Source organism: Paenibacillus sp. FSL H7-0942 (genome assembly GCF_045040715.1).
Classification (GTDB): Bacteria; Bacillota; Bacilli; order Paenibacillales; family Paenibacillaceae; genus Paenibacillus; species Paenibacillus amylolyticus.
The window spans coordinates 6,711,430-6,732,913 of record NZ_CP150279.1 but is presented as its reverse complement, the minus strand read 5'-3'; the positions used below and the strand labels follow the sequence as shown (position 1 = coordinate 6,732,913).

At 47.8% G+C, this 21,484-nt stretch carries 19 protein-coding genes; 9 read left to right on the top strand and 10 right to left on the bottom strand.

Translation table 11 applies throughout. The features are described from left to right. Nucleotides 1-21 precede the first annotated feature (21 nt). A complete protein-coding gene (locus MHI48_RS29465; RefSeq protein ID WP_076329224.1) occupies nt 22-2,610 on the top strand; it encodes a DUF2339 domain-containing protein in 2,589 nt (862 codons plus the stop codon). Nucleotides 2,611-2,990: 380 nt separating this feature from the next. Here the strand turns inward: MHI48_RS29465 and MHI48_RS29460 are convergent, their stop codons facing one another. Beyond that, nucleotides 2,991-3,146, bottom strand: a complete 156-nt coding sequence (locus tag MHI48_RS29460) for a hypothetical protein (RefSeq protein WP_017691624.1) — start codon at nt 3,144-3,146, stop codon at nt 2,991-2,993. Nucleotides 3,147-3,380: 234 nt separating this feature from the next. On the opposite strand from MHI48_RS29460, the gene MHI48_RS29455 reads away from it, so the two are divergent. Further along, nucleotides 3,381-4,052 (top strand): FHA domain-containing protein, encoded by a 672-nt coding sequence (locus tag MHI48_RS29455; protein WP_036612185.1) that lies wholly within the window; start codon nt 3,381-3,383, stop codon nt 4,050-4,052. A 25-nt stretch (nt 4,053-4,077) separates the two neighbouring features. Further along, complete coding sequence (locus tag MHI48_RS29450) at nt 4,078-4,656, top strand: class I SAM-dependent methyltransferase (RefSeq protein ID WP_076329225.1); 579 nt, start codon at nt 4,078-4,080, stop codon at nt 4,654-4,656. 229 nt (nt 4,657-4,885) lie between these two features. On the opposite strand, the gene MHI48_RS29445 is transcribed toward MHI48_RS29450, so the two are convergent. Genes MHI48_RS29445 through MHI48_RS29435 form a run of 3 tightly spaced genes read right to left on the bottom strand, consistent with a single transcriptional unit; the run spans nt 4,886 to nt 8,705 of the window. Next, entirely contained in the window at nt 4,886-7,186 is a 2,301-nt protein-coding gene (locus MHI48_RS29445) for a carbohydrate-binding domain-containing protein (protein WP_405142560.1), read from the bottom strand. Between the two features lie 27 nt (nt 7,187-7,213). Continuing rightward, nucleotides 7,214-7,894 carry a DUF4956 domain-containing protein gene (locus tag MHI48_RS29440; protein WP_221819971.1) on the bottom strand — a complete coding sequence of 227 codons (681 nt, stop codon included), beginning with the start codon at nt 7,892-7,894 and terminating at the stop codon, nt 7,214-7,216. Then, on the bottom strand, nt 7,887-8,705 hold the full coding sequence (locus tag MHI48_RS29435; RefSeq protein WP_253504198.1) for a polyphosphate polymerase domain-containing protein: 819 nt from the start codon (nt 8,703-8,705) through the stop codon (nt 7,887-7,889). Before MHI48_RS29435 ends, MHI48_RS29440 begins: the two co-directional genes overlap by 8 nt. 253 nt (nt 8,706-8,958) lie before the next feature. Between MHI48_RS29435 and MHI48_RS29430 the strand changes: the two genes are divergently transcribed. The 3 genes from MHI48_RS29430 to MHI48_RS29420 all read left to right on the top strand — a co-directional run bounded on the left by MHI48_RS29430 (nt 8,959) and on the right by MHI48_RS29420 (nt 11,409). Beyond that, on the top strand, nt 8,959-9,636 hold the full coding sequence (locus MHI48_RS29430; RefSeq protein ID WP_036612327.1) for a response regulator transcription factor: 678 nt from the start codon (nt 8,959-8,961) through the stop codon (nt 9,634-9,636). Continuing rightward, complete coding sequence (locus MHI48_RS29425) at nt 9,636-10,985, top strand: sensor histidine kinase (RefSeq protein WP_405142558.1); 1,350 nt, start codon at nt 9,636-9,638, stop codon at nt 10,983-10,985. The genes MHI48_RS29430 and MHI48_RS29425 overlap by 1 nt, the downstream gene beginning before the upstream one ends. 136 nt (nt 10,986-11,121) lie before the next feature. Next, complete coding sequence (locus MHI48_RS29420; RefSeq protein ID WP_370511430.1) at nt 11,122-11,409, top strand: hypothetical protein; 288 nt, start codon at nt 11,122-11,124, stop codon at nt 11,407-11,409. 617 nt (nt 11,410-12,026) lie between these two features. On the opposite strand, the gene MHI48_RS29415 is transcribed toward MHI48_RS29420, so the two are convergent. Then, entirely contained in the window at nt 12,027-12,794 is a 768-nt protein-coding gene (locus MHI48_RS29415; RefSeq protein ID WP_036612166.1) for an SDR family NAD(P)-dependent oxidoreductase, read from the bottom strand. A gap of 195 nt (nt 12,795-12,989) precedes the next feature. On the opposite strand from MHI48_RS29415, the gene MHI48_RS29410 reads away from it, so the two are divergent. Continuing rightward, a complete protein-coding gene (locus tag MHI48_RS29410) occupies nt 12,990-13,628 on the top strand; it encodes a TetR/AcrR family transcriptional regulator (protein WP_076251925.1) in 639 nt (212 codons plus the stop codon). 9 nt (nt 13,629-13,637) lie between these two features. Here MHI48_RS29410 and cobA read toward each other — a convergent pair whose 3' ends face one another. From cobA to nirB, 4 genes are read right to left on the bottom strand one after another with little or no spacing between them, the layout of a single operon-like run. Then, nucleotides 13,638-14,408 carry a uroporphyrinogen-III C-methyltransferase gene (cobA, locus tag MHI48_RS29405; protein WP_076329228.1) on the bottom strand — a complete coding sequence of 257 codons (771 nt, stop codon included), beginning with the start codon at nt 14,406-14,408 and terminating at the stop codon, nt 13,638-13,640. Beyond that, nucleotides 14,405-15,286, bottom strand: coding sequence for a formate/nitrite transporter family protein (locus tag MHI48_RS29400; protein WP_076329229.1), 882 nt, complete (start codon nt 15,284-15,286; stop codon nt 14,405-14,407). Before MHI48_RS29400 ends, cobA begins: the two co-directional genes overlap by 4 nt. Before the next feature lie 37 nt (nt 15,287-15,323). Next, nucleotides 15,324-15,641, bottom strand: a complete 318-nt coding sequence (gene nirD, locus MHI48_RS29395) for a nitrite reductase small subunit NirD (protein WP_036612155.1) — start codon at nt 15,639-15,641, stop codon at nt 15,324-15,326. Nucleotides 15,642-15,657: 16 nt separating this feature from the next. Next, a complete protein-coding gene (gene nirB / locus MHI48_RS29390; protein ID WP_076329230.1) occupies nt 15,658-18,099 on the bottom strand; it encodes a nitrite reductase large subunit NirB in 2,442 nt (813 codons plus the stop codon). 590 nt (nt 18,100-18,689) lie between these two features. On the opposite strand from nirB, the gene MHI48_RS29385 reads away from it, so the two are divergent. Together MHI48_RS29385 and MHI48_RS29380 are read left to right on the top strand one after the other, a co-directional pair. Continuing rightward, on the top strand, nt 18,690-19,283 hold the full coding sequence (locus MHI48_RS29385; RefSeq protein ID WP_076329231.1) for an ANTAR domain-containing response regulator: 594 nt from the start codon (nt 18,690-18,692) through the stop codon (nt 19,281-19,283). Between the two features lie 18 nt (nt 19,284-19,301). Then, entirely contained in the window at nt 19,302-20,378 is a 1,077-nt protein-coding gene (locus MHI48_RS29380) for an anthranilate phosphoribosyltransferase (protein WP_076329232.1), read from the top strand. 41 nt (nt 20,379-20,419) lie between these two features. Here the strand turns inward: MHI48_RS29380 and MHI48_RS29375 are convergent, their stop codons facing one another. Beyond that, nucleotides 20,420-20,932: an acyl-CoA thioesterase gene (locus MHI48_RS29375; protein WP_026081401.1), complete on the bottom strand. Its 513-nt coding sequence runs from the start codon at nt 20,930-20,932 to the stop codon at nt 20,420-20,422. Between the last annotated feature and the right edge of the window lie 552 nt (nt 20,933-21,484).

The following is a 21,484-nucleotide window of genomic DNA, read 5'->3' as shown; positions in this document are numbered from 1 at the left end:
ATCAACCAACGGAGGAAGCTCATGAAGGAGTTTAAGGATCGGCTTCAACAGGTTCAGGAGCAGCAAAAGCAACTGGCGAAGGAGTATCACGCCCTGCTCCAGGAGTACCAGTCCGATGACCTGATCGTTCAGAATGAACAGTTACAGGAACAGTATGAAGCCCACAAGCTCAAGCTGCAACAGCTTGTACTTCGCTCGCGCAAGATGGAAGAAGAGAATGCACGTCTTCGTATGGCGTTATCTGAACAGATGCTGGATGAGAAGCTGAATCTGATCCGGGTATCCCGGGAGAAGATGGAGACCTATTTTCAAGGGAAAACAGCAGTACATAATGATCGAATTGCATTCCATGAGCATCGAACCAAATCCAATCTAAACGCGCTGTACAACCAGGCAGCACAGGAGTTGCAAGAGGACTCCCACGAGGTGAAGGAGAGGATTGCTTACCTTGCGGCAGAGGTGAATGAGCGCATTGAATCGCACAGACGAGCTGTACGGGATAGAGAAGAGGCTCTGCGTGGGCACATGGAACGTGGATATGAGCATATGGCGGAGGAAGGGTTGAGCGAAGAGACTATTCAACGTCGGATCAAGCAGAATCGCATGGAGATGAAGATTGGACTCAGCTGGATCAACAAGGTAGCCATCCTGCTCCTCATTCTGGGGGTTGGAGCAGCGTTCCAATACTCGTACTCGACCTGGTTCAATGACGAGATGAAGAGTGGAGCCTTTTTCCTGCTCGGTGCACTGATGCTTGCTGGAGGAGAGTGGCTGTTCCGCCGCAAAAGGCAGACGTTTGCGATGGGGCTGCTCGGCGGTGGGATATCCGTGTTGTTCGGCTCCGTCTTCTATAGTTACTTTTTACTGCATATTATCGGGTTATATACGGGACTTGCCCTGTCTGTATTGGTATCGGCAATCTCCGTATTGTTGTCCTTGAGATACCAGTCGAAGACCATCTGTTCACTAGGTTTGGTAGGCGGATATCTTCCGTTATTCTCCTACATGTTCTCGTTCGGGCTTGAGGGCCCTGCTGTCTATGTAGCCATGATCTATCTGCTGCTCTTAAACGGCATTATTGTGTTCATTTCGTTTGGCAAACGGTGGCCGGTGGTGCACTATATCAGTTTCCTGTTCAACACACCATCCATGCTCATCCTCTTATGGCTGTCGCCAAGTGAGAAAATTGGCATGTTGTATTCCATTGTGACGTTTGCATTATATCTGGGCATTACGCTGGCATATCCATTCAAACACCGAATGAAGTTAACCTGGTGGGATTTCGCTCTACTCGCCATGAATACGAGCATCAGCTGTCTGATGTTATACGTATTATTTGATGTTGCGAATTGGAATGATGCTCAGGGTTTGCTGGCGTTAATCTTCTGCTTGGTGTATCTGGGCCTCGCACGATTCGTTCAGCGCCATATGGCTCAGGAGAAACAGACGATTCTGCTCTTTTATGTCACATCCCTGACGTTCGCCATTCTGATTATTCCGTTCCAGTTCGGGGCCAAGTGGTTATCGATGGGCTGGTTGATCGAAGGAGTTTTGTTGGTTACGCTTGGACATCTGAAACGGCTCAAGTCGGTGGAACGTGCCGGATGGGGCATTGTTCTTCTATGTCTAATCACTTTTGTGTACTATGATCTGCTGGCGCTATTCTTCATCGGGGAACGTTCTTACTTCATGTTAAAATACTCCAGTATCACGCTGGGAACCTTGCTTATTACACTGTATTATGCCTGGGCTGTTCACAGCAACTCATCTTCCAGAGAGAGATTCAATTACAGCCCGCTGGAGCTGGGTTTTCTGAACGGATTCAAGTATGTGACACTTGCGAATCTGTGGTTATATGTGCTGTATGAGTCGAATGAATTGTATACCAGAGCTGTCGATGGGACGTTCCTGTTATACATGTTCTACAAGTTGCTCATGTTCGCAGCGCTCACCATTGCATTGGCCTATGGACTGAACAAGGTGAAGCTGCTGCGTGATCGATACGTGCAGGTGTATACCACTTTCTTGCATGCTATTGGCTGCTGTATTGCACTGGCCGTAACCTTAACCATGCCAGCGCTTCAGCCGGAAGTTCAACAGCATACAGCGGCAGAGATTGTTGGTTTGCTGGTGTTAATTATCTTTAACGTAGGGGTATTCTTTGCAGGAAGGGATCTGCTGATTGCAGGCATCCGCGGGCAGTTCAAGAGCATTGAATGGTACCCGGTTATCGCAGGGGTGTATCTGCTCGGTGTCATCACCGTATTCCTGACGATTCAGTTCCAGTGGGGTGATGTGGGGCTGATGTTCAGCCTGATCTATCTGCTGCTCGCGATTCTCTATATTGCCTATGGATTCCGTAGAAAATATGTCATGATTCGGCGTCTCGGCCTTGGCCTAACGTTGTTCGCTACGGGGAAGATGGTGTTCTATGATGTGGGGATGCTTACCTCAGGCAGCAAAATCTTTGCCTATTTCAGCTTCGGCGTACTATTGCTGGGGATCTCTTACCTATATCAGAAGGTGTCCAGCCGGATGGAGGAAGTACAGTCCAGAGAGACAGTGAAGCCTGACGACGAGCCGACTGTGCCGGAGGAAGACCAAGATTGATTTGGGTTTTGAACGACTGTAGTGACCTTTGGGATCATATGGGGAGGGATTCTTAAGATGGGATTCGACCTGAAAGTTATGCTTTGGCAACTGTTATGGCTTGCTGGCCCTGTAGCTCTTGTCGTGCATGGCTGGAGGAAATTCGGCGCGAGAAAGAAGCGGCAATGACGTGAGTGTGGGTGAGATGGCGGGAATGTCCGCTGTCCACTTCACTTCGCTTTGGGAAATAAGTCGTGTAATATAGATTTTTTCAATCCAAAATGAGGCTCCGGGCTGCTGTTACCAGCAATCTGGGGCCTTATTGATGTGAGTCTATGGCTTAGCCTAATATGACATTCGTGAAACGTTTTGCGCAGAGATCACGTTATAATAGAGTAGACTCAGGGCTGGATCTTCATTTGTAACCATGAGGTTTCGGCAGCCGAGGTGCCTTTCAGTGATTCTCCGCCATCATCATTCATACGGGAGAGCACGGTTAATGTCATGGACAGGGCAAAGGCGAGTAGCACGTATATGAAAATGTTTTTTTTGTTCATTAGAAGGTACCTCTCTTGTTGAATGAGCTAAAGTAGACATCCGGCCGTCATGAGAAAAAAAGCACAACGTCTGGTATAGTAGAGTGAGTAGAACCGAACATAAATCGTTCCTGTGTACCACTATATTGAACTATAGCGGTGCAAACAATGGAACAAATCTGATGATCTTATCATTATTGTTGAAGATATGTTTATAGAGATCGAGTGAGTGATCATTGAAGGTGGGAGAATAACATGCGGGAGACGGCAAAAATCGTCATTCGTACGCCAGGACAGGAAAGTGACGGCTCATTTGCTTATGTAAGCCAGGGTCGCTCCATTACGGTGGGACGTTACACAGGTGGCAGTGAATTGGACTTGTCTGTTTATAATCAGATGATATCGAAGCGGCATTGCCGCATTCATTATGATGTACAGCAACAGTTATGGATCGAGGATCTGGATAGCAAAAATGGAACGGAACTGAACGGGCAGCGCCTCATTCCCTATGAGAAATATCCGTTTGGCGAGGGAGACAGCCTGACGTTGGTCAACGGCCTGATCCAGCTTCGCGCTGAAGGGGATCTTGGAGAGACAAGGGAATATCGGGTGTCGGACTTGCTGGGTGAGGGCGTACGTTTACTGGATCACCTGCAAACCGTACAGATCGGCGAAGTGGAGATTCCGCTGTCCAAGAAGGAGTATCAGCTGTTCAAGCTGCTGTATAGTCAACTGGACCACTTTGTGACAAGGGAACAAATTGTGGCTCAGGTGTGGCCGGAGCGTAGTATGCTGGAGAGTGAAGCGGTAGGGATCGACGAGATTAACTCGCTAATCTATCGGACGAATCGCAAGCTGGGTGTACACTTTACCATCAAGTCCGTTTACAAAAAGGGTGTATATATGAAGTCTCATGTGCCGGAATAATGAGTCATAACAAAGGGATGAGTTCATGTTCATCATTTACCTGATTCCATGGCTGATTGCCGTGGTGACATTGATAGGTGTCATATCCATCGTACTTGTCAGTTGGAAAAACGGTATTTCCCCGATGCCCACATCCAGTCGTGTCAGACAGGTGGTCATTCAGGAAGTGAACCGTATTCCAGGGTACGGGGATGTGCTCGAAGCGGGCTCTGGATGGGGCACACTGGGGCTGGATGTTGTAAGGCATTGTCCTGGTAAAAGGCTAACGGGTATTGAGAATTCTATCATACCCTTATGGTCTTCCCAAATAATTGCCTATCTCAGTGTTCGCTTACGTGGAGCCAAGGGAAACAAACACTCTCTCAAGGGCAGGCTGCGCTTCATGCGCGGGGATATCTACACCAGTTCCTATGAACATGCGGATTGTGTGATCTGTTATCTATTCCCGGGAGCCATGACTAAGCTTTTGGACAAGTTCAGTCGAGAGCTTCCGCCGGGTGCCAAGGTGATTAGCGTCTGTTTTGCCCTGCCAGGAAAAGAACCGCTACGCACCATAACATGCCGGGATGCCCTGCGTACCAAGGTGTATGTGTATTCCTTTTAAAGAAAAGAACAGGAAAGTGATCACCAGGTTTGCTCGGCTGGAGTGCTGCAAACCTTCTGCCATAACGTGAATGGATGAAAGAGTGTGCTCCATATCATAGTAATGCAGATACCACGTAAGAACGAGGATGCGAAAAAGGCCCCGAACTCACTATGAAGTGATTCGGGGCCTTTTTGTCTCGGCTTTGAGTTAGGGCAAGAGATTGCTTGATTATTACTTACCGCACGTATTATTTTGCAGAATCGGTAGTGTCTGTGCTGTCGGATGTTGTACCGGATTGCGATCTGTTTCTGCCGCCTCCGAATCCGCCTTGTCCACCGCCGCCACCAGGACCGCCCATACCTGTATTGGCAGTGGTTACACCAGATTCATTCACCCAAGTTACATTACTGGTCGATTGGAATGCAACCACTTGAGTTCCGCCACTATAGGTACCACCTGTGTAGAGTCCATCCACGGCTTTACCTGTAGACGTACCACCAGAGTAGATTACATAGGAGCCATCTTTCGCAAGATCTGGTGAGCTGACAACCACGGTTTGATAATCTTTTGCTGGTGCAAACGTCAGAATGTTGTTGCCTTCGCTGTCTTGTACATGTACAAGTGTTCCAGCTTTTTGCGTTGCAGGGAATGTCATCACAATGGTATTTTGCGTAGACGCATCGGATGTTCCTTGTGCCATACCAGAGCTTCCGGCAGCCACGAGGTATCCACCGCTGATTTCAAATGTACCGTCATAATCCAATGCTCCGTTGCCGCTATCCGTCGGTCCGTTCACAATAACCGTTCCGCCAGTCATGTTAATGGAACCATTGGAATCCAGTCCGTCACCACCTGCGTTCACAGTGAGGGAGCCGCCGTTAATGTGGAACTCGTTATTGCTCGCTGCTGCACCGCCCATACCACCCGGTCCGCGTCCTTGCTGATTAGCAGCTGTACCTTGGGATGCCTGATCGGTAGTCGATGTTGTGCCTGTCGTTTCGGTCACAGAGATGTTGGATGTCGTTGCTGCATCGGTTGTAGTAGTAGTGCTATCTGTACTGGCCGCTGTATTCGCAGCTGTTTCCGTCTCGCCACCTGCAGCGTTTACGCCATCATCGGATGCCGTTACATCTACATCCCCATCGTTCAGGGTGATGATTGCACCTTCAAGTCCTTCATAGCTCTTCGCAATCGTGATGGTTCCGCCGTTAATCGTCAGGGCCTGATCGGCATGGATGCCGTCATCACCGGATTCGATGTTGAATGTTCCGTCGTTGACTGTCACGTTATTGTTGCTGTGCAGGGAATCATCCATGGAATCAATGGTATACGTACCGCCATTAACCGTAAGGTCTGTGCCTGCTTTGAGCGCTTTGGCACTTGTGGACTCCGTTGCTGTTGTAGCTGTGTCCGCATCGGCATTGTTATCCGTTGTTGTTGTTGTTGTTGTTGTTGTGTTGGCAGAGTTGGATGCTGCTGCGCCGTTTGTATTAGCACCTGCATTCGTACCGCTGTTAGTAGGCATCTCCGGCATATCTGCAGGAGGTTCGCCATCCGGTGGTGTGCCGCCACCCCATCCACCGCCACCGCCGCCGCCAAATGGACCTTCTTCTACTTTGGCTGGTGCATTGGCGCTACCGCCACCCGTTACAATGTTGTATGTGCCGCCATCCGCCACGAGTGCGGTTTCGGCTTGAATACCGTCGTTACCACTTTGAATATCAAAGGTACCTCCTGCAATAGCAACGTAGCCCCTGGTGGTATCTGTGTCATTGGTTGATTTAATACCGTCGCCTTCGGCTTCAATGGTAATCGTACCCGCTTGGATAGCGACCATATCTTTACCTTTGATGCCGTCATCGGCCGCTTTGACACGGATGTTACCGCTGATAATCTTCAGATCATCCTTGCTCGTAATACCTTCATTATAGTTACCTGTGACGGTCAATTGACCTGCACCATTGAATGTAAGATCTGCTTTGCTGAAGATTGCAGCATCGGGCTCGTCTGTCGTAGCATCGGCGTACACATATGTTTTACCATCGGATACGGTATTCTTGGTTCCTTTTTCGAGTGTAATCACCGCTTTACCAGCCTTCTGAATGTAGATTGCGGCGCTGTCGTTATCATGAATTGTTGCTCCGTTTAATACGAGATGTACAGTACCCTTATCGGCAACGTTAACCACGATCTGTCCATCCGTTAGCTCACCGCTAAGTACATAAGTACCTGCTTCAGAGATGGTTACCGAACCATTCGCTGCTTTGGCGCCCGAACCGGTTACCGTTGCAGTTGTTCCGTTCAGCTTAATCGCTGTGGAATCTGCCTCACTCCAGCTAATATTGGTATCGTCAGCATCCAGAGAGACCAGATCGGCGTATTTTACAGAAGTTTGCTCGCTGACAGATACCGTTTTGGTTGTTCCTGTCGTTGAAGTTGCGGCATTGGCCGTTGTGCTTGTGGTTGCTGGTGAACTGCATGCTGCGAGTAGGCTGGTAATCATGGCGATGGACCAAAGTTTGCTACCTGTTATCATGTTTTTCTTCATATCAGATCGTTCCCTTCGAATTATAAATTAATATTCCGTTGTTGGACTCATGGTTAATGAGATATCCAGGTTGCCGTTCCGTGTGCGGATCGCATCGAGGAATTCCTTTTGGCTAACACTTTCGTGAATGGTTACACTGTAGACCAGTTCATATAGACTGCCGAGTTCAGTCGTTCTGATTTTTTTCAAATCAAAAGGTACGTTGAATGTATGGAACACTTCATTAAGTGCTTCTTCATAACTCAAGTTCTCGGGAATGGTGACTTTCAGCGTTTTCAGCTGACTTTTCTTGCCGCCGAAGTTGAAGCGACTCAGGACAAACATCAGTACACACAGGATAATGGTGAACAGCACCGCGTATCCAAAAGCACCTACACCGCAGGCAAGACCGGAAGCCATCGTGAACAATACGTAAGCAATGTCTTTTGGATCACCAGGGGCACTTCGGAATCGGATGATCGAGAAGGCACCTGCCAAGCTGAATGCTCGTGCGATGTTGCTGCCGATGAGCAGGATGATGATGGCGACAATGACGGGCAGAACAACCATCGTTAAGGTGAAGCTCTGAGAGTATGTGTTTTGGTTAGTTTTCATGTAGGTAAGGCTGATGACCAATCCCAGAATGATGGCAAGACCAATGGTGATGACTGCGTTGTTAAACGTCAGGTTGGTATCGGTTAGGGCTGAACTGAATAGTGAATCAAGCATATAGGACACGCTCTCTTTCTATAATCGTTTTATCTTGTTCTATGGATGGGTTGAAATCGGTACCTGGCACAAGAATGCGCTCTGTCTGGTAATTCAGGTTGGTTGTTCTCGCGAGATGTCTGAACTCGTTGCCGTATTTAGAGAATCCGGTACGGTACAGTCCATGTTCGGACAGCAGTTGTGACAGCCACATCGGAACGGTTTTCTCGGCTTTCACTTCCATCAGCCATCGACCGTCCTTCACCAGCGGTTCACCGTAATCTCCCTGTTCCAGCTTCAGATCGTATCTGCGGCTGCGGATGTTGGTGTCAAAGGTAATGCGGAGATCGCGGCTGTTCTTGTCGAAAAGCGCTTTGCGTTCATACGCCAGATATACTTTCGGTTCCAGATCGTATACCCGAAGGAAATATTTGATCTCTTCGACAACCTGTTTATTCATGTAATCCGCCAGCTCCGGCGCCTGTCCCGAACGGACGAATTCGTAAGCTTCATCCAGCTTCAAGGCTGTTCTGCGTTTGTTCACCAGGCCAAAGACTTTCTTTTTGATCTCCAGATACACTCTGGCATTCTCTTCAGGGATTCCATAAGCTCGCAGTCTCAGCTTCTCCTTGTATTTTGGTTTGGAGAGACTGGCGCGGATCAGCGAATCTTGTGGAGTGTCGAAGTACAGGTTACTGATGGAGTAATACTCATGTTTCTTGTTGTAGGCATCCAGCTCCATGTATTTCAGCAGGTCATTGTAGAAATGTGCGTACTGCTCATCCGTCAGAAGATATTTGCTCTCATATCGGTTGAATACTTCAATCGCCATGTGGGACTCAGTCCTTTCGTCGGTGGGTTGTATGTTTTGTTGCATCGTGTATTGCTTCCATGTCTGTATCTTAGAGCCCCAACCTTGAATGAATCTTAAATGGTTTTACATTGCCTTAACATTTTTTTACCTTCCTATAATAGTGCGCATACACAAAATGAATTAAGATTGATTCAAGGTTTAATTGATAGAATAAGAACATATAAAACAAGCCCATTGAGAGAAATAATTCAAGCAGAGGAATGAATAGATGATGAGAATATTAATTGCGGAAGATGAGGTTCATTTGGCAGAGGCTGTATCGCAGATTTTGAAAAAGAACAACTACTCCGTGGACATGGTCCACGACGGCAGATCAGGATTGGATTATGCGCAGAGCGGCATCTACGACCTGTTACTACTCGACATCATGATGCCGGAGATGGACGGGATCACCGTCCTGAAGAAACTCCGCAGTGAAGGGAATCATACGCCTGTCATTCTGCTTACTGCCAAGGGTGAACTATCGGACAAAGTCACAGGCCTCGATTATGGTGCCGATGATTATATCGCCAAGCCTTTTGCCACAGAGGAATTGCTGGCCCGGATTCGAGCAGCTTTACGGCGGAAGGGTGAAGTGGTTCCCGAGGATGGACTGAAGTTTGGTGACATTGAGCTGAATACAACTCAACTGAAGCTGAGCGTACAGGGTAAGGAGATTAAGCTGAATCTGAAGGAGAATGAACTGCTGGAGCTGTTGATTGCCCGCAAACAGGCGATTACCTCCAAAGAGCAGATTATTGAGAAGTTATGGGGATTTGATTCGGAAGTGGAGTATAACAATGTGGAAGTATATATCTCTTTTTTACGCAAAAAATTAACCTTCCTGAACTCTGCCGTCCGCATTAACACGATTCGGGGTGTGGGGTATGTACTTGAGGTGACGTCCTGATGTTCAAGAAACTTCGAAATCGATTCTTGATCGTGAATCTGGTGTCCATCTCCATTATGATGCTGGTGGCATTTGCGACGATCTATACAATTACTTATCAGAATGTGCAGCGTGAGACAAATATGGAGTTGTACAAGGTGTCTGATTTCTATCACAGTCCTTATAATTCATCCAAGATGCCGCGCGGGGAAGGGCAGGGTTCCGGTACAGGGGGTAGTACAGGCTCTGGTTCAAGTTCTGGTTCAGATTCGTTTCCTTCCGATACCATGGGTGGTGATAATGGAGGAACGGGAGGTGATCCCAACTCACCTCCGGCACGTTCCGTTTCGTTCATGATTAAGACGGATGATAAGTGGAAGATTACGGATACACATTCCCGATTTGATATGGAAGATACGTTCTACACCGAGGCGTTACAAAAGGTTGACCAGAATAAAGTTGGTGATTCGGAACGGCAGACGGGGCAATTTGCGCTGGATGGAACGGACTGGGCCTATGTGGTTGATCCGAGCGGTGCCGGGCACATGATCGTATTCATTGATGTGACGGCGCAACAAGGTATTCTTACGAATTTGATTTATACCTTTGCTGTTGTCGGACTGGTCATGTTGATTGTGATCTACTTCCTGAGCCGTTATTTTGCCAATCGTTCTATTGCACCGGTCAGGGAAGCGTTTGAGAAGCAAAAACAATTCATCGGGGATGCTTCACATGAGTTGAAGACACCTCTGGCGATTATCAATACCAATGCCGACGTACTGCTTGCGAATCAGGAGGATACTATAGCAAATCAGGCGAAGTGGCTGCACTATATCAAGTCGGAAACAGAGCGCATGACTGGACTTACGAATGATCTGCTCTATCTGACACAGATGGATGACTCACGCTCCACGATGATTCATGCGAAGTTTAATATAAGCGATGCGGTAGAGAGTATTATTTTGCCGATGGAGGCCGTTATTTTTGAGAAAAACATTTCCCTCGACTACAACATTGAGCCGAATCTTACGGTTCATGGGAACAGTGAGCAGATCAAACAGGTCATTCTGATCCTGCTCGATAATGCGGTGAAGTATTCCGGTCCAAAAGGCGCCGTAAACGTCACCCTCCAGAAACAGAATAATGATGTCGTGCTGGCCGTATCCAATACAGGTGAAGGCATTGCACCCGAACATCTGGATCGGATCTTCGATCGATTCTATCGTACGGATTCGTCAAGAGCCCGCAAACATGGTGGGCATGGTCTGGGGCTGGCGATTGCTCGTTCCATTGTGGATCAGCACAAAGGAGAGGTGTATGCTCGAAGTGTAGTCGGAGAGGGTGCTACATTTTACGTGCGGTTGTCGTAAGTGGAGTGATGAGCGGGCTCTACACTAATCCTTCGCTCCCGCTCTATAATTGTTCTTCAGGCATAAGTTCTGCCTGTAATGGGTTAACCTATGCTACAATTGCAACAGTATGTATGAATCAAGGAGATGACTGAACGTGGCAGAAGCAAATGCAATTAATGAACAAGAAATGATGCAGTATATTGCAGATAAAACGAAGGCAAGCCAGGCGAACATCGCTCTTGTGTTGAAGCATGAGCAAGCGTACATCAACAAGGCGCATGAGAATTCCAAAGGTAACGATGTGGATATTGACGGCGATGATCTGGCTGACTACATCCTTAGTCGTAAAGATGTGAAGCTGGATGAGTTGACCGTGGAAAGCATCCTGGATGCGGAGATGGACTACTTGATGGACAAGGGTCACGCGGGATACGTCGATTAAGTTAAGTGTAGGCAAAATCTAACGAATCTCACACGCGCTATTCGGGTATTTCTCGCTCGATTGGGAATGTAACGAATCTCAGACACGTTATTCTATGGATTTTAGGACTTTCCCATGCTGTTAAAGCATTTCCGCGGAATTAGCGTGTCTGAGATTCGTTAGTTCGGGAAATAAGCGCTTTTTGCCGAAATAAGGTGCCCTAGGTTCGTTAGAGTAACTTAGAGTGATCACATGGTGCAACGAGGCGTTAAATGGCTGTTTCAAAAGTGAAATCTCACAGATGCAGCCTAATGCATGGCAAGTGTTGTACTGTCAAAAAGACCTCAACTCCACAATACTGTGGTGTTGAGGCCTTTTTTAGATTGTAGTGACCAGGCATCCCTTCGGGAACACCTGTCGGTATAACTTTTCTAAGAATGGACTTTAAGTTCTATCGGACCTGACCACTATATCGGATCATTTGTCGAGTCTCGCTATGAGTAAAGTTCGATGAGTGTTGACCTATCGGACAACCTTACCGCATCACTCATCTGTTTGCCCTACAGTCGTCCCTATTGGACATCGCTGTAAGGTGAGATTTTTAGGCAATCCCTATCAATCCCACCGTTTATAGCTTCTTATTGACCCACCATACCGCCATCTACGGTGTAAAGGGAAGCTGTTACATAAGATGCTTCTTCGGACAACAGGAAGTTCATTACCGCAGCGACTTCTTCCGGTTCACCGTAACGGCCCATTGGAATGCTGGACACGGTTGCTGATTGATAGTCTTCCACGTTACCGGAATTAGCTTCGATCTGACGCATCATGCGTGTATTGATTGTACCTGGCAATACAGCGTTAACCCGGATATTATAAGGTGCCAGTTCATTTGCAGCGGTACGCGTGAGACCAACTACGGCATGTTTGGACATAATATATGGAGATACAGCAGGTGCACCCATCAGACCCGCGAGGGAAGAGGTATTAAGAATCGCACCGGATTTTTGTTTTTTCATCACTGGAATGACATTTTGCAGACCCAGGAATACTCCACGAATGTTGACGTTATATACGGTGTCGAGTGCTTCAACACTCAGGTCTTCGATCAGCCCTGTTGGACCTTCAATTCCGGCATTATTGGCAAAATAATCGATTCGGCCAAAAGCATCCAATGCTTTTTGCACATAGTTTTTCACGTCTGCTTCTTGGGATACGTTCGCTTTTACGGCGATTACGTGCTCTTTGTCGAGGTTCAGATCAGTAATCGTCTGCTGGATGGCTTCTTCATTCAGGTCCACCAGAACCAAATTGATTTTGCGCTCAGCCAGGCGGCGTGCTAATTCTTTACCAATGCCTCCAGCTGCTCCTGTAATAACGGCTGTATGTGTATAAGATGTACTCATGAACTATCCGCTCCTTATTCATTATTGGCAGGTATTTCTCAAAAAAAGTTTCAACCTGTCGTCTATCTTTCCTGCCTCAATGTTAAGATATACATAGCAATGTGACAATAATCATTGACATCGCATATGTCAGCTATCGGACAGAGGTGTAAGCGGTGTTCATTTATATTACAATAATGAACAAAGGAGGCGAAAATGTTGATTATTGAACATCCACAGGACCGGAGAGCACGAAGAACGCAGGATGCGATCATCGCTGCGGCGGTTTCTTTGATATTAGAGAAGGGAGCGGATGCCCTCACAATCCGGGATATTACGGAACGGGCGGATTACAACCGTGGAACCTTCTATTTACATTTTCCCGGCAAACCGGAGTTGTTGCAGTTCATTCTGGATGATTTCATGCAGGGAGTGGGGCGAGCTTATGCAGAACCATACGTACAGCTTACAGAAGTGGACATGACTGCATTGCTACCATCCACGATGCCTGTATTCGAATATATTGAAGCCCATCAGGATATCTTTCGTGCGTTAATAACAATGCATTCAGATATGAGCTCTCGGCTATGCAATATGTTTAGAACGTATCTAACCGAAGATTTTGTATTGGTGACCGAGGATAGTGAGTGGACGATTAATTACGACATCATGTTAAGTTATCTGGTATCTGCAACGGTAGGTGTAATCATGCATTGGGCGGAGATTGGATTCAAATATTCTGCGCATTATATGGGAGAGCAGCTTACGGCGCTGATTAACATCAAACCGACCCGTCTGCTGATTGAACCAGGGCAGAAGGGTCGGACTATTCACGAGCGTATGCTGTTAGATTAAAGTACCGAATTATCCGGTCATGGAGGCATTAGCGGCCTGTTGCATCTGAAGCAGTTGTTCGCGGATCAGGACGGACTCGCCGATCATGATTAATGCCGGATTATTCACTTGATGCGACTTGGCGAGGGAATGGAGTTCGGCAAGTGTGCCGGTAATAATCCGTTCCTCCGAGGTGGTTCCCCGTTCGATTAAAGCCGCAGGGGTGTGTCCACTTTTGCCATGGTGAAGCAATTCATGTTGAATCTGGGGCAGTTGGCTAATGCCCATGTAGATGACCAGTGTATCCACACTATGGGCAAGCAGATCCCAGCGGACCGAAGATACACTTCCATCACTGCCGGTTCCGGTGACACATGCGAAGGATGAAGCAATCCCGCGATGAGTTAACGGAATAAGGGATGAAGCGGATGTACCTACAGCTGAAGTGATGCCAGGAATGATCTCAAATGCAATCCCTGCTTCCGCCAGCACAAGCGCTTCTTCACCACCACGGCCAAAGATGAACGGATCGCCACCCTTGAGTCTTACGACTTGTTTGCCTTCCGCCGCATGTGCAGCAAGTATCCGTCCAATCATCTCCTGACTCATGGAATGAAGGCCTGGAGCCTTGCCGCAGTAGATGCGGAGTGCTCCTTCGCGAGCCTCAGCGAGCAATTGATCATTCACAAGCCGATCATACATAATGACATCTGCGGACTGAATACGTTTCAGGGCTTTTACCGTAATCAGATCCGGATCTCCAGGACCAGCGCCAACAATACTAACCAGGCCCCGACTCATGATCGTGTCCCCAATTTCGGTGCAGCATCAGAACTTGCCAATCCTGAACGACCACCCTGAATGGATGCCAGTTTGGACGAGAGCTTTACTGGATTTCCCCAGTGGTGGGCGGCATATAGACCGAGGCCTGTAAATACAGCTCCGCCAATGAGATTGCCCAGCAATACCGGAATCTGATTCCACAGCCACCAGTCAGCCATACTGACCTGTGCACCGAGCATCATGCCTGCCGGGATGACAAACATATTTACCACAGCATGCTCAAATCCCTGAGCGAAAAATATGGTAATGGGCAGCCACATCGCTACGATTTTGCCCAGTGTAGAAGTGGACGTCATTGCCATCACTGCCCCGAGTGTGACCATCCAGTTACATAGAATGGCTTTGATGGTGACCAGTACAATGCCAGCCCCACCCAAGTGCTGATATCCCAATGTTTTGGTTTCACTGGTCTGGATCAGCGTTTGAATTAGAGGGTTGCTCAAATCCGTACCCATCTTGGTAATGGTCAGTCCGTATAAGAGAGCATAGAATGCACATCCGAGCAGATGTCCTGTGATCACCCAAAAATAATTTCGGAGCATATCCATCCATGTAATTCTACGTTTCAACACCGCGAGTGGAAGCATCGCAAAGTTTCCTGTCACCAATTCGAGACCCAGCAGAATAATGATGACAAATCCCGCCGGGAATATCAGTGCACCTGCCAAACCAACGGAAGTTTGAGATATAGCGGTATATGCCAGTGTGGTTGCAAAGGCAAGGATAGCCCCCGCCAGAAAACCGCGGATCAGCATCTGTACCCGATTCATTCTGGCTTTGCTCTCACCAGCTTCGATCATCGATTGCAGCACTTCTGCAGGTTTAACAAAATCCATAGCGCACGCCTCCTTGATGTCAGGGTATCTCTAGCCTTTAACCCGCAATTGTGATGAAGATTTCTCCGCTGTTGCCGTCTACTTCTGTTTTGTAGGTATTCAAGCAGCCTTCATCCGGCTCGTGTACCTTACCGTTACGCAGATCAATCTTCCAATCATGCAAAGGACAATGAACTGCTGTCCCGCACACCATGCCTTCCGACAGCTTGCCGCCCTTGTGAGGGCAACGATTCTCGACGGCGTGCAGACTTCCGTCGCTCAGTTTGAAGACTGCAATTTCGGTATCCTGTATCAGGAAGGTCCGTGCTCCCTTTTCATCAATATCTGCAAGGTGTCCAATCCGGAATTTGTTCATCGCTGTTCCTCCTCTTCTAGTGGGTTACCGGCTCGGCACCGGACAGTGGGGTGAAGTTTTTACGTAATTTCTCGTCTTGTATGATTTCTTTCCAAGGATCAACCGTGTGACCCAGTGTAACTTCCAGACGTTCAACCAGAGCGAGACGTACATCCCGATCCGCCAATGCTTCCTTCACATGATCCAGACCAACCCGTTCAATCCAAGCCGCTGTTCTCTCATTCCATTTTGCGTTCTCTCTATAATATTGCAGGTAAGAGTAAGTCCACTCTTCCACTTCCGCATCGGTCTTCACCGTACACAGCAACTCGGCTGCACGAACCTTGACTCCCGCGTTACCGCCAACATGAATCTCCCAAGCGCCATCAATGGCGACAACACCCAGATCCTTGATGGTCGCTTCAGCACAGTTCCGCGGACATCCGGAGACAGCGAGTTTCACTTTGGCCGGAGCCACCATCTTGTCGAGTTTTTTCTCCAGACGAATACCCATCTCAATGGAATCCTGTGTGCCGAATCGGCAGAACGTATTACCTACACAAGTCTTCACCGTACGAAGCGCCTTGCCATAACCAAAACCGGAAGGCATATCGAGTTCCTCCCAGATCTTCGGCAGGTTCTCTTTCTGTACACCGAGCAGATCGAGTCGTTGCCCACCCGTGAATTTCACCAACGGCACATCGTATTTCTCTGCGACAGTTGCAATCTTGATCAATTCCGCCGGGGAAGTGACACCACCATAGATCCGTGGAATAACGGAGTAGGTACCGTCTTTCTGGATATTGGCGTGATAACGTTCATTGGTGAATTTGGATACACGCTCATCTGTGTATTCAGCCGGCCAGATCATCCCGAGATAATAGTTGAGGGAAGGGCGGCACTTGGAGCAACCTTCCGGTTCATTCCAACCGAGAACATTCATGACTTCTTTAACGCTTTTGAGACCCATTTCCTTGATCTGTGCAACAATCTCATCCCGATCATAGGATGTGCAGCCACAGATGCCTTCTTTGGTTTGTTCGCCTACATTATCACCAGCATAATATGTGAGCAGGTTTTCGATAATAGGTTTGCACCCACCGCAAGAAGCGGAAGCTTTGGTACAGGATTTGATTGCACCGAGTGTATTACAGCCTTTATTCAGAACGGCGTCTCCAATGGAAGATTTGGTCACACCGTTACAACCACAGACGATCTCGTCATCCGGCATACTCGCCATTCGTTCTGCGACAGATGGACCCGAGCCTGAACCACCGGAAGGTACACCGAGTAAAATTTCTTTCTCCCGACCACTGATGTTCTCACCACTCTTAATGAGGGAAAACAGCGATGCGCCATCCGTGGTATCACCGAACAATACAGCTCCGATCAGCTGTCCGTCTTTGATCACCATCTTTTTGTACACGCCATCAACGTCATCCTGAATACGAATGCTGCGTGTGTCCGCAGCGTCTTTGAATTGTCCGGCAGAGAATACGTCCACACCGGATACTTTCAGTTTGGTAGAAGTGACTGAACCTTCGTATCCTTCGGTTGCCGCGCCAGCCAGGCGTTTTGCGAGCACCATACCTTGTTCATATAATGGAGCAACCAGTCCGTAGGCAATACCGCGGTGTTCTGCACATTCGCCGACGGCAGATATACTAGGGATGCTGGTATGCATATAATCATCTACAATGACTCCACGATTCACATCGAGGCCGGTATTGCGAGCCAGTTCAATCTGAGGGCGAATCCCGACAGCCATGACAACCAGATCCGCTTCAAGCACCGTTTGATCAGTAAAACGAATGGCTTTTACTCGTTGTTTGCCTGTGATTTCTTCGGTATGTTTGTTCAAAAGGAACTTCATGCCCTGTTCTTCAAGCTCACGCTGGAGCATCAGACCTGCCGGCAAATCTAGGTTCCGGTCCATCAGATGACCGTTAATATGGATGACTGTGACGTCCATGCCCAGATTGAGCAGCCCCCGCGCTGCTTCCAGTCCTAGCAATCCACCTCCAATGACGGCAGCTTTGCGATACTTTTGTGATGCTGCCATCATGGTCTCGCAGTCTTTAATATCGCGGAAACCGATCACGCCTTCCTTGTTAGCTCCGGGAAGAGGGAGGATGAACGCTTGTGAACCGGTTGCCATAATCAGCTCATCATAGGCTGCGCGTACACCATTTTGAGATACAACTTCCTTGTGCTTGGTATCGATCTGAACGACCGGGTCACCCGGGTACACCCGAATGCCGTTATCTTCGTACCAGCTCCACTCATTGATTACGATATCTTCGATGGATGTTCCGCCAGCCAGTACGGAAGATAACATGATCCGGTTGTAGTTGGGATGCGGCTCTGCGCCGAAGACTGTAATTTCATAAGCGTGTGGAGCAAGCTTAAGGATATGTTCGATTGTGCGGATTCCCGCCATGCCATTGCCGACCAGCACCAGTTTTTTCGTTGTACTCATTATGATTAGCCCCCTTAGGTCCATTCTGCAAACTGCCTCAAAACCTTGTCTCTAAAATCGAAAAAGCCTGTTATGCCTCGGAGGACTGCGCATATACATACGCATCCCTTGCTCCGAGATTGCAAAACAGGCTTCATTGCCGTTTCAACCAGCTACGCCGTTGTAACTGTGATCGATTCAAATATGGAGTTGTTATGGCTTAACTATAAAAGATCGATCCAACCATGTCAAGATAGTTAACATAAAAAAGTATTTGAAATTTAAAGTTAATTATGTTTACATGAGTTTATTGGAATATCGAATGGACGACGAAGTTTTACGAGTATATCTTCTTAGTTTAAAGGCTTCTAGATAACGTTAGCACGCTGGATACGATAAATACTGTAGAAAAGGTGCCATGTATAGTGTTTCACCCTTTTTTATTGCAACATGATGAGGCATGAAAAGATCATTCTAATGTTAAAAATAAGACGCATAATCGTCACTACTTAATTTTTGTTAGGTAATGTAACATGTTTATTGCTTTCATGTATTAACGTCTTAAATGATGTGGACTCTGATTATAGCAATAGGGGAGGGATTGATCCATCATGCGATCTTTATTGGTCATCCGTGTTCAACCAACGATAGCTACCTCATCCGATGCAATCCCTCTGACACCGGAGAGGCTACTGGGAGCAAACGGGTACCATGTACAGGTGGCGGGCAGTGAAGCGGAAGCGGTGAAGCTAGCTCGTGCGGCCGAAGCGTCCATTTTGCATCTGTCGCTGGCTGATGTGGAGTATTGGGTGAACTGCCTGGGAAAGGGGAAGTCGGATTCACCGCTGCTTTGGTGGTGCGCGCCAGATACAGCCTCTTCCTCCGCAGAATCTTGCGAGGTCGAAACCTCATTTGATGGAATACTTACACCGTCCATGACTGGGCCCGAGATTCACTGGACTCTTCACTTTGCAGCCCGGCGCTACATGGAACGCAAACAGTGGGAGCAGGAACGGAAGCAGCTGCAATCCAGGCTGGAAGATCGGAAGTGGATTGATATGGCGAAGGCTATCCTTAGTGATCTGAAGCAGATCTCGGAGGCCGAAGCCTATGACCTGTTACGCAAGAAAGCGATGGATGAACGCAAACGGATGGTCGATGTAGCTACAGCGATTGTGAAGGCCCATCAACTGCTCCAGTCTTAATTGGAAGGAGGATTCTCCATGGATATGTCTCAGATACTCCGAGAGGTCGGACGTGGGAAACGAGGCTCGCGTGATCTGAATTATACAGAAGCACTGACTGTAGCAGAGAAAATCCTGAAACAGGAGGTTTCCCCTGCCCAGACGGCTGCGTTTCTAATGGCTGAACGTATGAAAATGGAAAACGTCGAGGAACTGGAAGCTTTTGTTCATGCATGTCGTAACAGTGCGGAACGTTTCTCCATATTTCAGGATGGATTGGACTGTGCGGGTCCCTATGATGGACGAACAAAGTCGTTCATGGCCACGTTTCCGGTTGCGTTTGTACTCGCGGCGGCCGGGTTGCCGGTGACTTTGCATGGGAGTGACCCTTTACCACCCAAATGGGGAGTTACGCTGTCGGTTCTGTTAAAGGAAGCAGGAATTGATACACGTAAAATGGATCGGGAAGATGCACGGAGCGCTGCATTGCGTTCGGGTGTCATGTACGTATCCTCCGAGGATTGGTGCGAACCTCTTCGTAAGCTTCGTCCGTTACGGGAAGAGTTGGGTTTTCGAACGGTGTTTAACACAGCGGAGAAACTGATTGATTATAACCATTCACCGTATTTGGTGTTTGGTGTGTTTCATAATACCTTTCTGGATCGGATTGCGAAGTTGCTCACCCGGTTTAACTATCGGCGTGCTTATGTTGTACAGGGGATGGAAGGTTCTGAGGATCTGTATATTGATCGGCCAACCCGCGTATACGCCGTGGAAGACGGTGATATGAAGCTGGAACTGGTTGATCCTGCAGCCTATGAACTGGATATGCCCGTGCCGGAACTGGTCTGGACGGCTGCGAAGCAGCTTGAAGTGGCGGAAAGTGTGTTAAGTGGTGAGGGTCATATTGCTTTCGTGAATCAGGTTTTGTTAAATGGAGGTTTCCGCTTGTACGCGGCGGGGCGTGTCAATTCCATTGAAGAGGGCATATACACTTGTCAGGGATTACTGGAGAGTGGTGCAGCATATCGTCTCTACCAACAGTGGTGTGTCTCCATGGGTGGCGAACTGCCGGATAGCAGAGCGGTGTCCATCTATCCGGCATCGTCCAGATAATGTAATGCTGGTGTTCAATCTTGTTATTGTTTAGCGTTATTTTATTCCCAAGGATAAGTAACAGTCAGGAAGTCAGCGAATTTCTTGCTCTCTTCCCGCCGTTGTTTCCGCATGGCCGCCCGATCCGGAGCGGTCTCGTATAATTTCTTCTCTTCTTCCGTCTCCGGGATAATGCGGGGTACGATCAGTTTGCGATTATTTTCGTCCAAGGCCACAAAGGTCAGAAATGCAGTCGCTGCAATTTTCTTCTCTCCGGTCTTCAGATCCTCTCGAATCACCTTCACAAAAATCTCCATGGAACTTCGTCCTGTCCAGGACGCGAACGATTCAAGCGTAACCGAATCCGTTGGATTAATCGGGTACAGGAAATCGACAGAGTCGGTTGAAGCCGTTACGGTATTGACCCGGCATAGCTTGGAAGCGGCAATGGATGCAATATCATCGATGTAGGACATCAGCTTGCCGCCGAATAACGTATTATGATTGTTGACATCGGTTGGGAACACCCGTGCCGTCTTGAAACAACGTGTTTCGCGTACATATTTTTTCTCCACCTGATCCATCTCCGTTGGTTTCGGTATCTCTCTCATGCTTTTTTCCTCCTTACAGTATGGCTGCTGTGACATTTTATTTCATGTGTTGTAGGGTCTATTTTTGATCTGTTATCCCTAGGTTACTCCTCTAACGGTAAAGAGGGGAATAATTAAAGCCTGGTTTTGAGAGGGTGGTTTACTGTTAGATAATCATATACTGTTTCGGGTAAAGTGGCTATCCTTGAAGAAATTGAGCGAGGTGACATCGAATATAATTCTGTATGCAGAAAGCACGGAGTGGTACAAGTGATCTTATGGATATAGAAGCATGTAATAAAGTGTTTGTAGAGGGTCTGGAAACCCGTAAGCCTAATAAAAGTTAGAGTGCTCGAACTAAAGCTCAAAATGTTCAGATTTTCTTAAACGGTATAATCAACCAAGTAGCTTGAAAAGCTTATGTGGGGGGAGTAACGGTTGTGATGAAGTAGTATTTTTAATATACTGATACGTTTAAACTACACTTCATTTAAACTAAAAGACCGTTTCCCATTAGAGTGTTGGGAAACGGTCGGA

What these genes read in the sequence shown, in the direction of transcription:
- MHI48_RS29410 (WP_076251925.1), top strand. Translation starts at nt 12,990, where the DNA reads ATGTTGATTATTGAACATCCACAGGACCGGAGAGCACGAAGAACGCAG.
- MHI48_RS29380 (WP_076329232.1), top strand. Translation starts at nt 19,302, where the DNA reads ATGGATATGTCTCAGATACTCCGAGAGGTCGGACGTGGGAAACGAGGC.
- nirD (WP_036612155.1), bottom strand. Translation starts at nt 15,641, where the DNA reads ATGAACAAATTCCGGATTGGACACCTTGCAGATATTGATGAAAAGGGA.
- MHI48_RS29440 (WP_221819971.1), bottom strand. Translation starts at nt 7,894, where the DNA reads ATGCTTGATTCACTATTCAGTTCAGCCCTAACCGATACCAACCTGACG.
- MHI48_RS29435 (WP_253504198.1), bottom strand. Translation starts at nt 8,705, where the DNA reads ATGGCGATTGAAGTATTCAACCGATATGAGAGCAAATATCTTCTGACG.
- MHI48_RS29460 (WP_017691624.1), bottom strand. Translation starts at nt 3,146, where the DNA reads ATGAACAAAAAAAACATTTTCATATACGTGCTACTCGCCTTTGCCCTG.
- MHI48_RS29450 (WP_076329225.1), top strand. Translation starts at nt 4,078, where the DNA reads ATGTTCATCATTTACCTGATTCCATGGCTGATTGCCGTGGTGACATTG.
- MHI48_RS29430 (WP_036612327.1), top strand. Translation starts at nt 8,959, where the DNA reads ATGAGAATATTAATTGCGGAAGATGAGGTTCATTTGGCAGAGGCTGTA.
- cobA (WP_076329228.1), bottom strand. Translation starts at nt 14,408, where the DNA reads ATGAGTCGGGGCCTGGTTAGTATTGTTGGCGCTGGTCCTGGAGATCCG.
- nirB (WP_076329230.1), bottom strand. Translation starts at nt 18,099, where the DNA reads ATGAGTACAACGAAAAAACTGGTGCTGGTCGGCAATGGCATGGCGGGA.
- MHI48_RS29445 (WP_405142560.1), bottom strand. Translation starts at nt 7,186, where the DNA reads ATGAAGAAAAACATGATAACAGGTAGCAAACTTTGGTCCATCGCCATG.
- MHI48_RS29455 (WP_036612185.1), top strand. Translation starts at nt 3,381, where the DNA reads ATGCGGGAGACGGCAAAAATCGTCATTCGTACGCCAGGACAGGAAAGT.
- MHI48_RS29425 (WP_405142558.1), top strand. Translation starts at nt 9,636, where the DNA reads ATGTTCAAGAAACTTCGAAATCGATTCTTGATCGTGAATCTGGTGTCC.
- MHI48_RS29415 (WP_036612166.1), bottom strand. Translation starts at nt 12,794, where the DNA reads ATGAGTACATCTTATACACATACAGCCGTTATTACAGGAGCAGCTGGA.
- MHI48_RS29400 (WP_076329229.1), bottom strand. Translation starts at nt 15,286, where the DNA reads ATGGATTTTGTTAAACCTGCAGAAGTGCTGCAATCGATGATCGAAGCT.
- MHI48_RS29385 (WP_076329231.1), top strand. Translation starts at nt 18,690, where the DNA reads ATGCGATCTTTATTGGTCATCCGTGTTCAACCAACGATAGCTACCTCA.
- MHI48_RS29465 (WP_076329224.1), top strand. Translation starts at nt 22, where the DNA reads ATGAAGGAGTTTAAGGATCGGCTTCAACAGGTTCAGGAGCAGCAAAAG.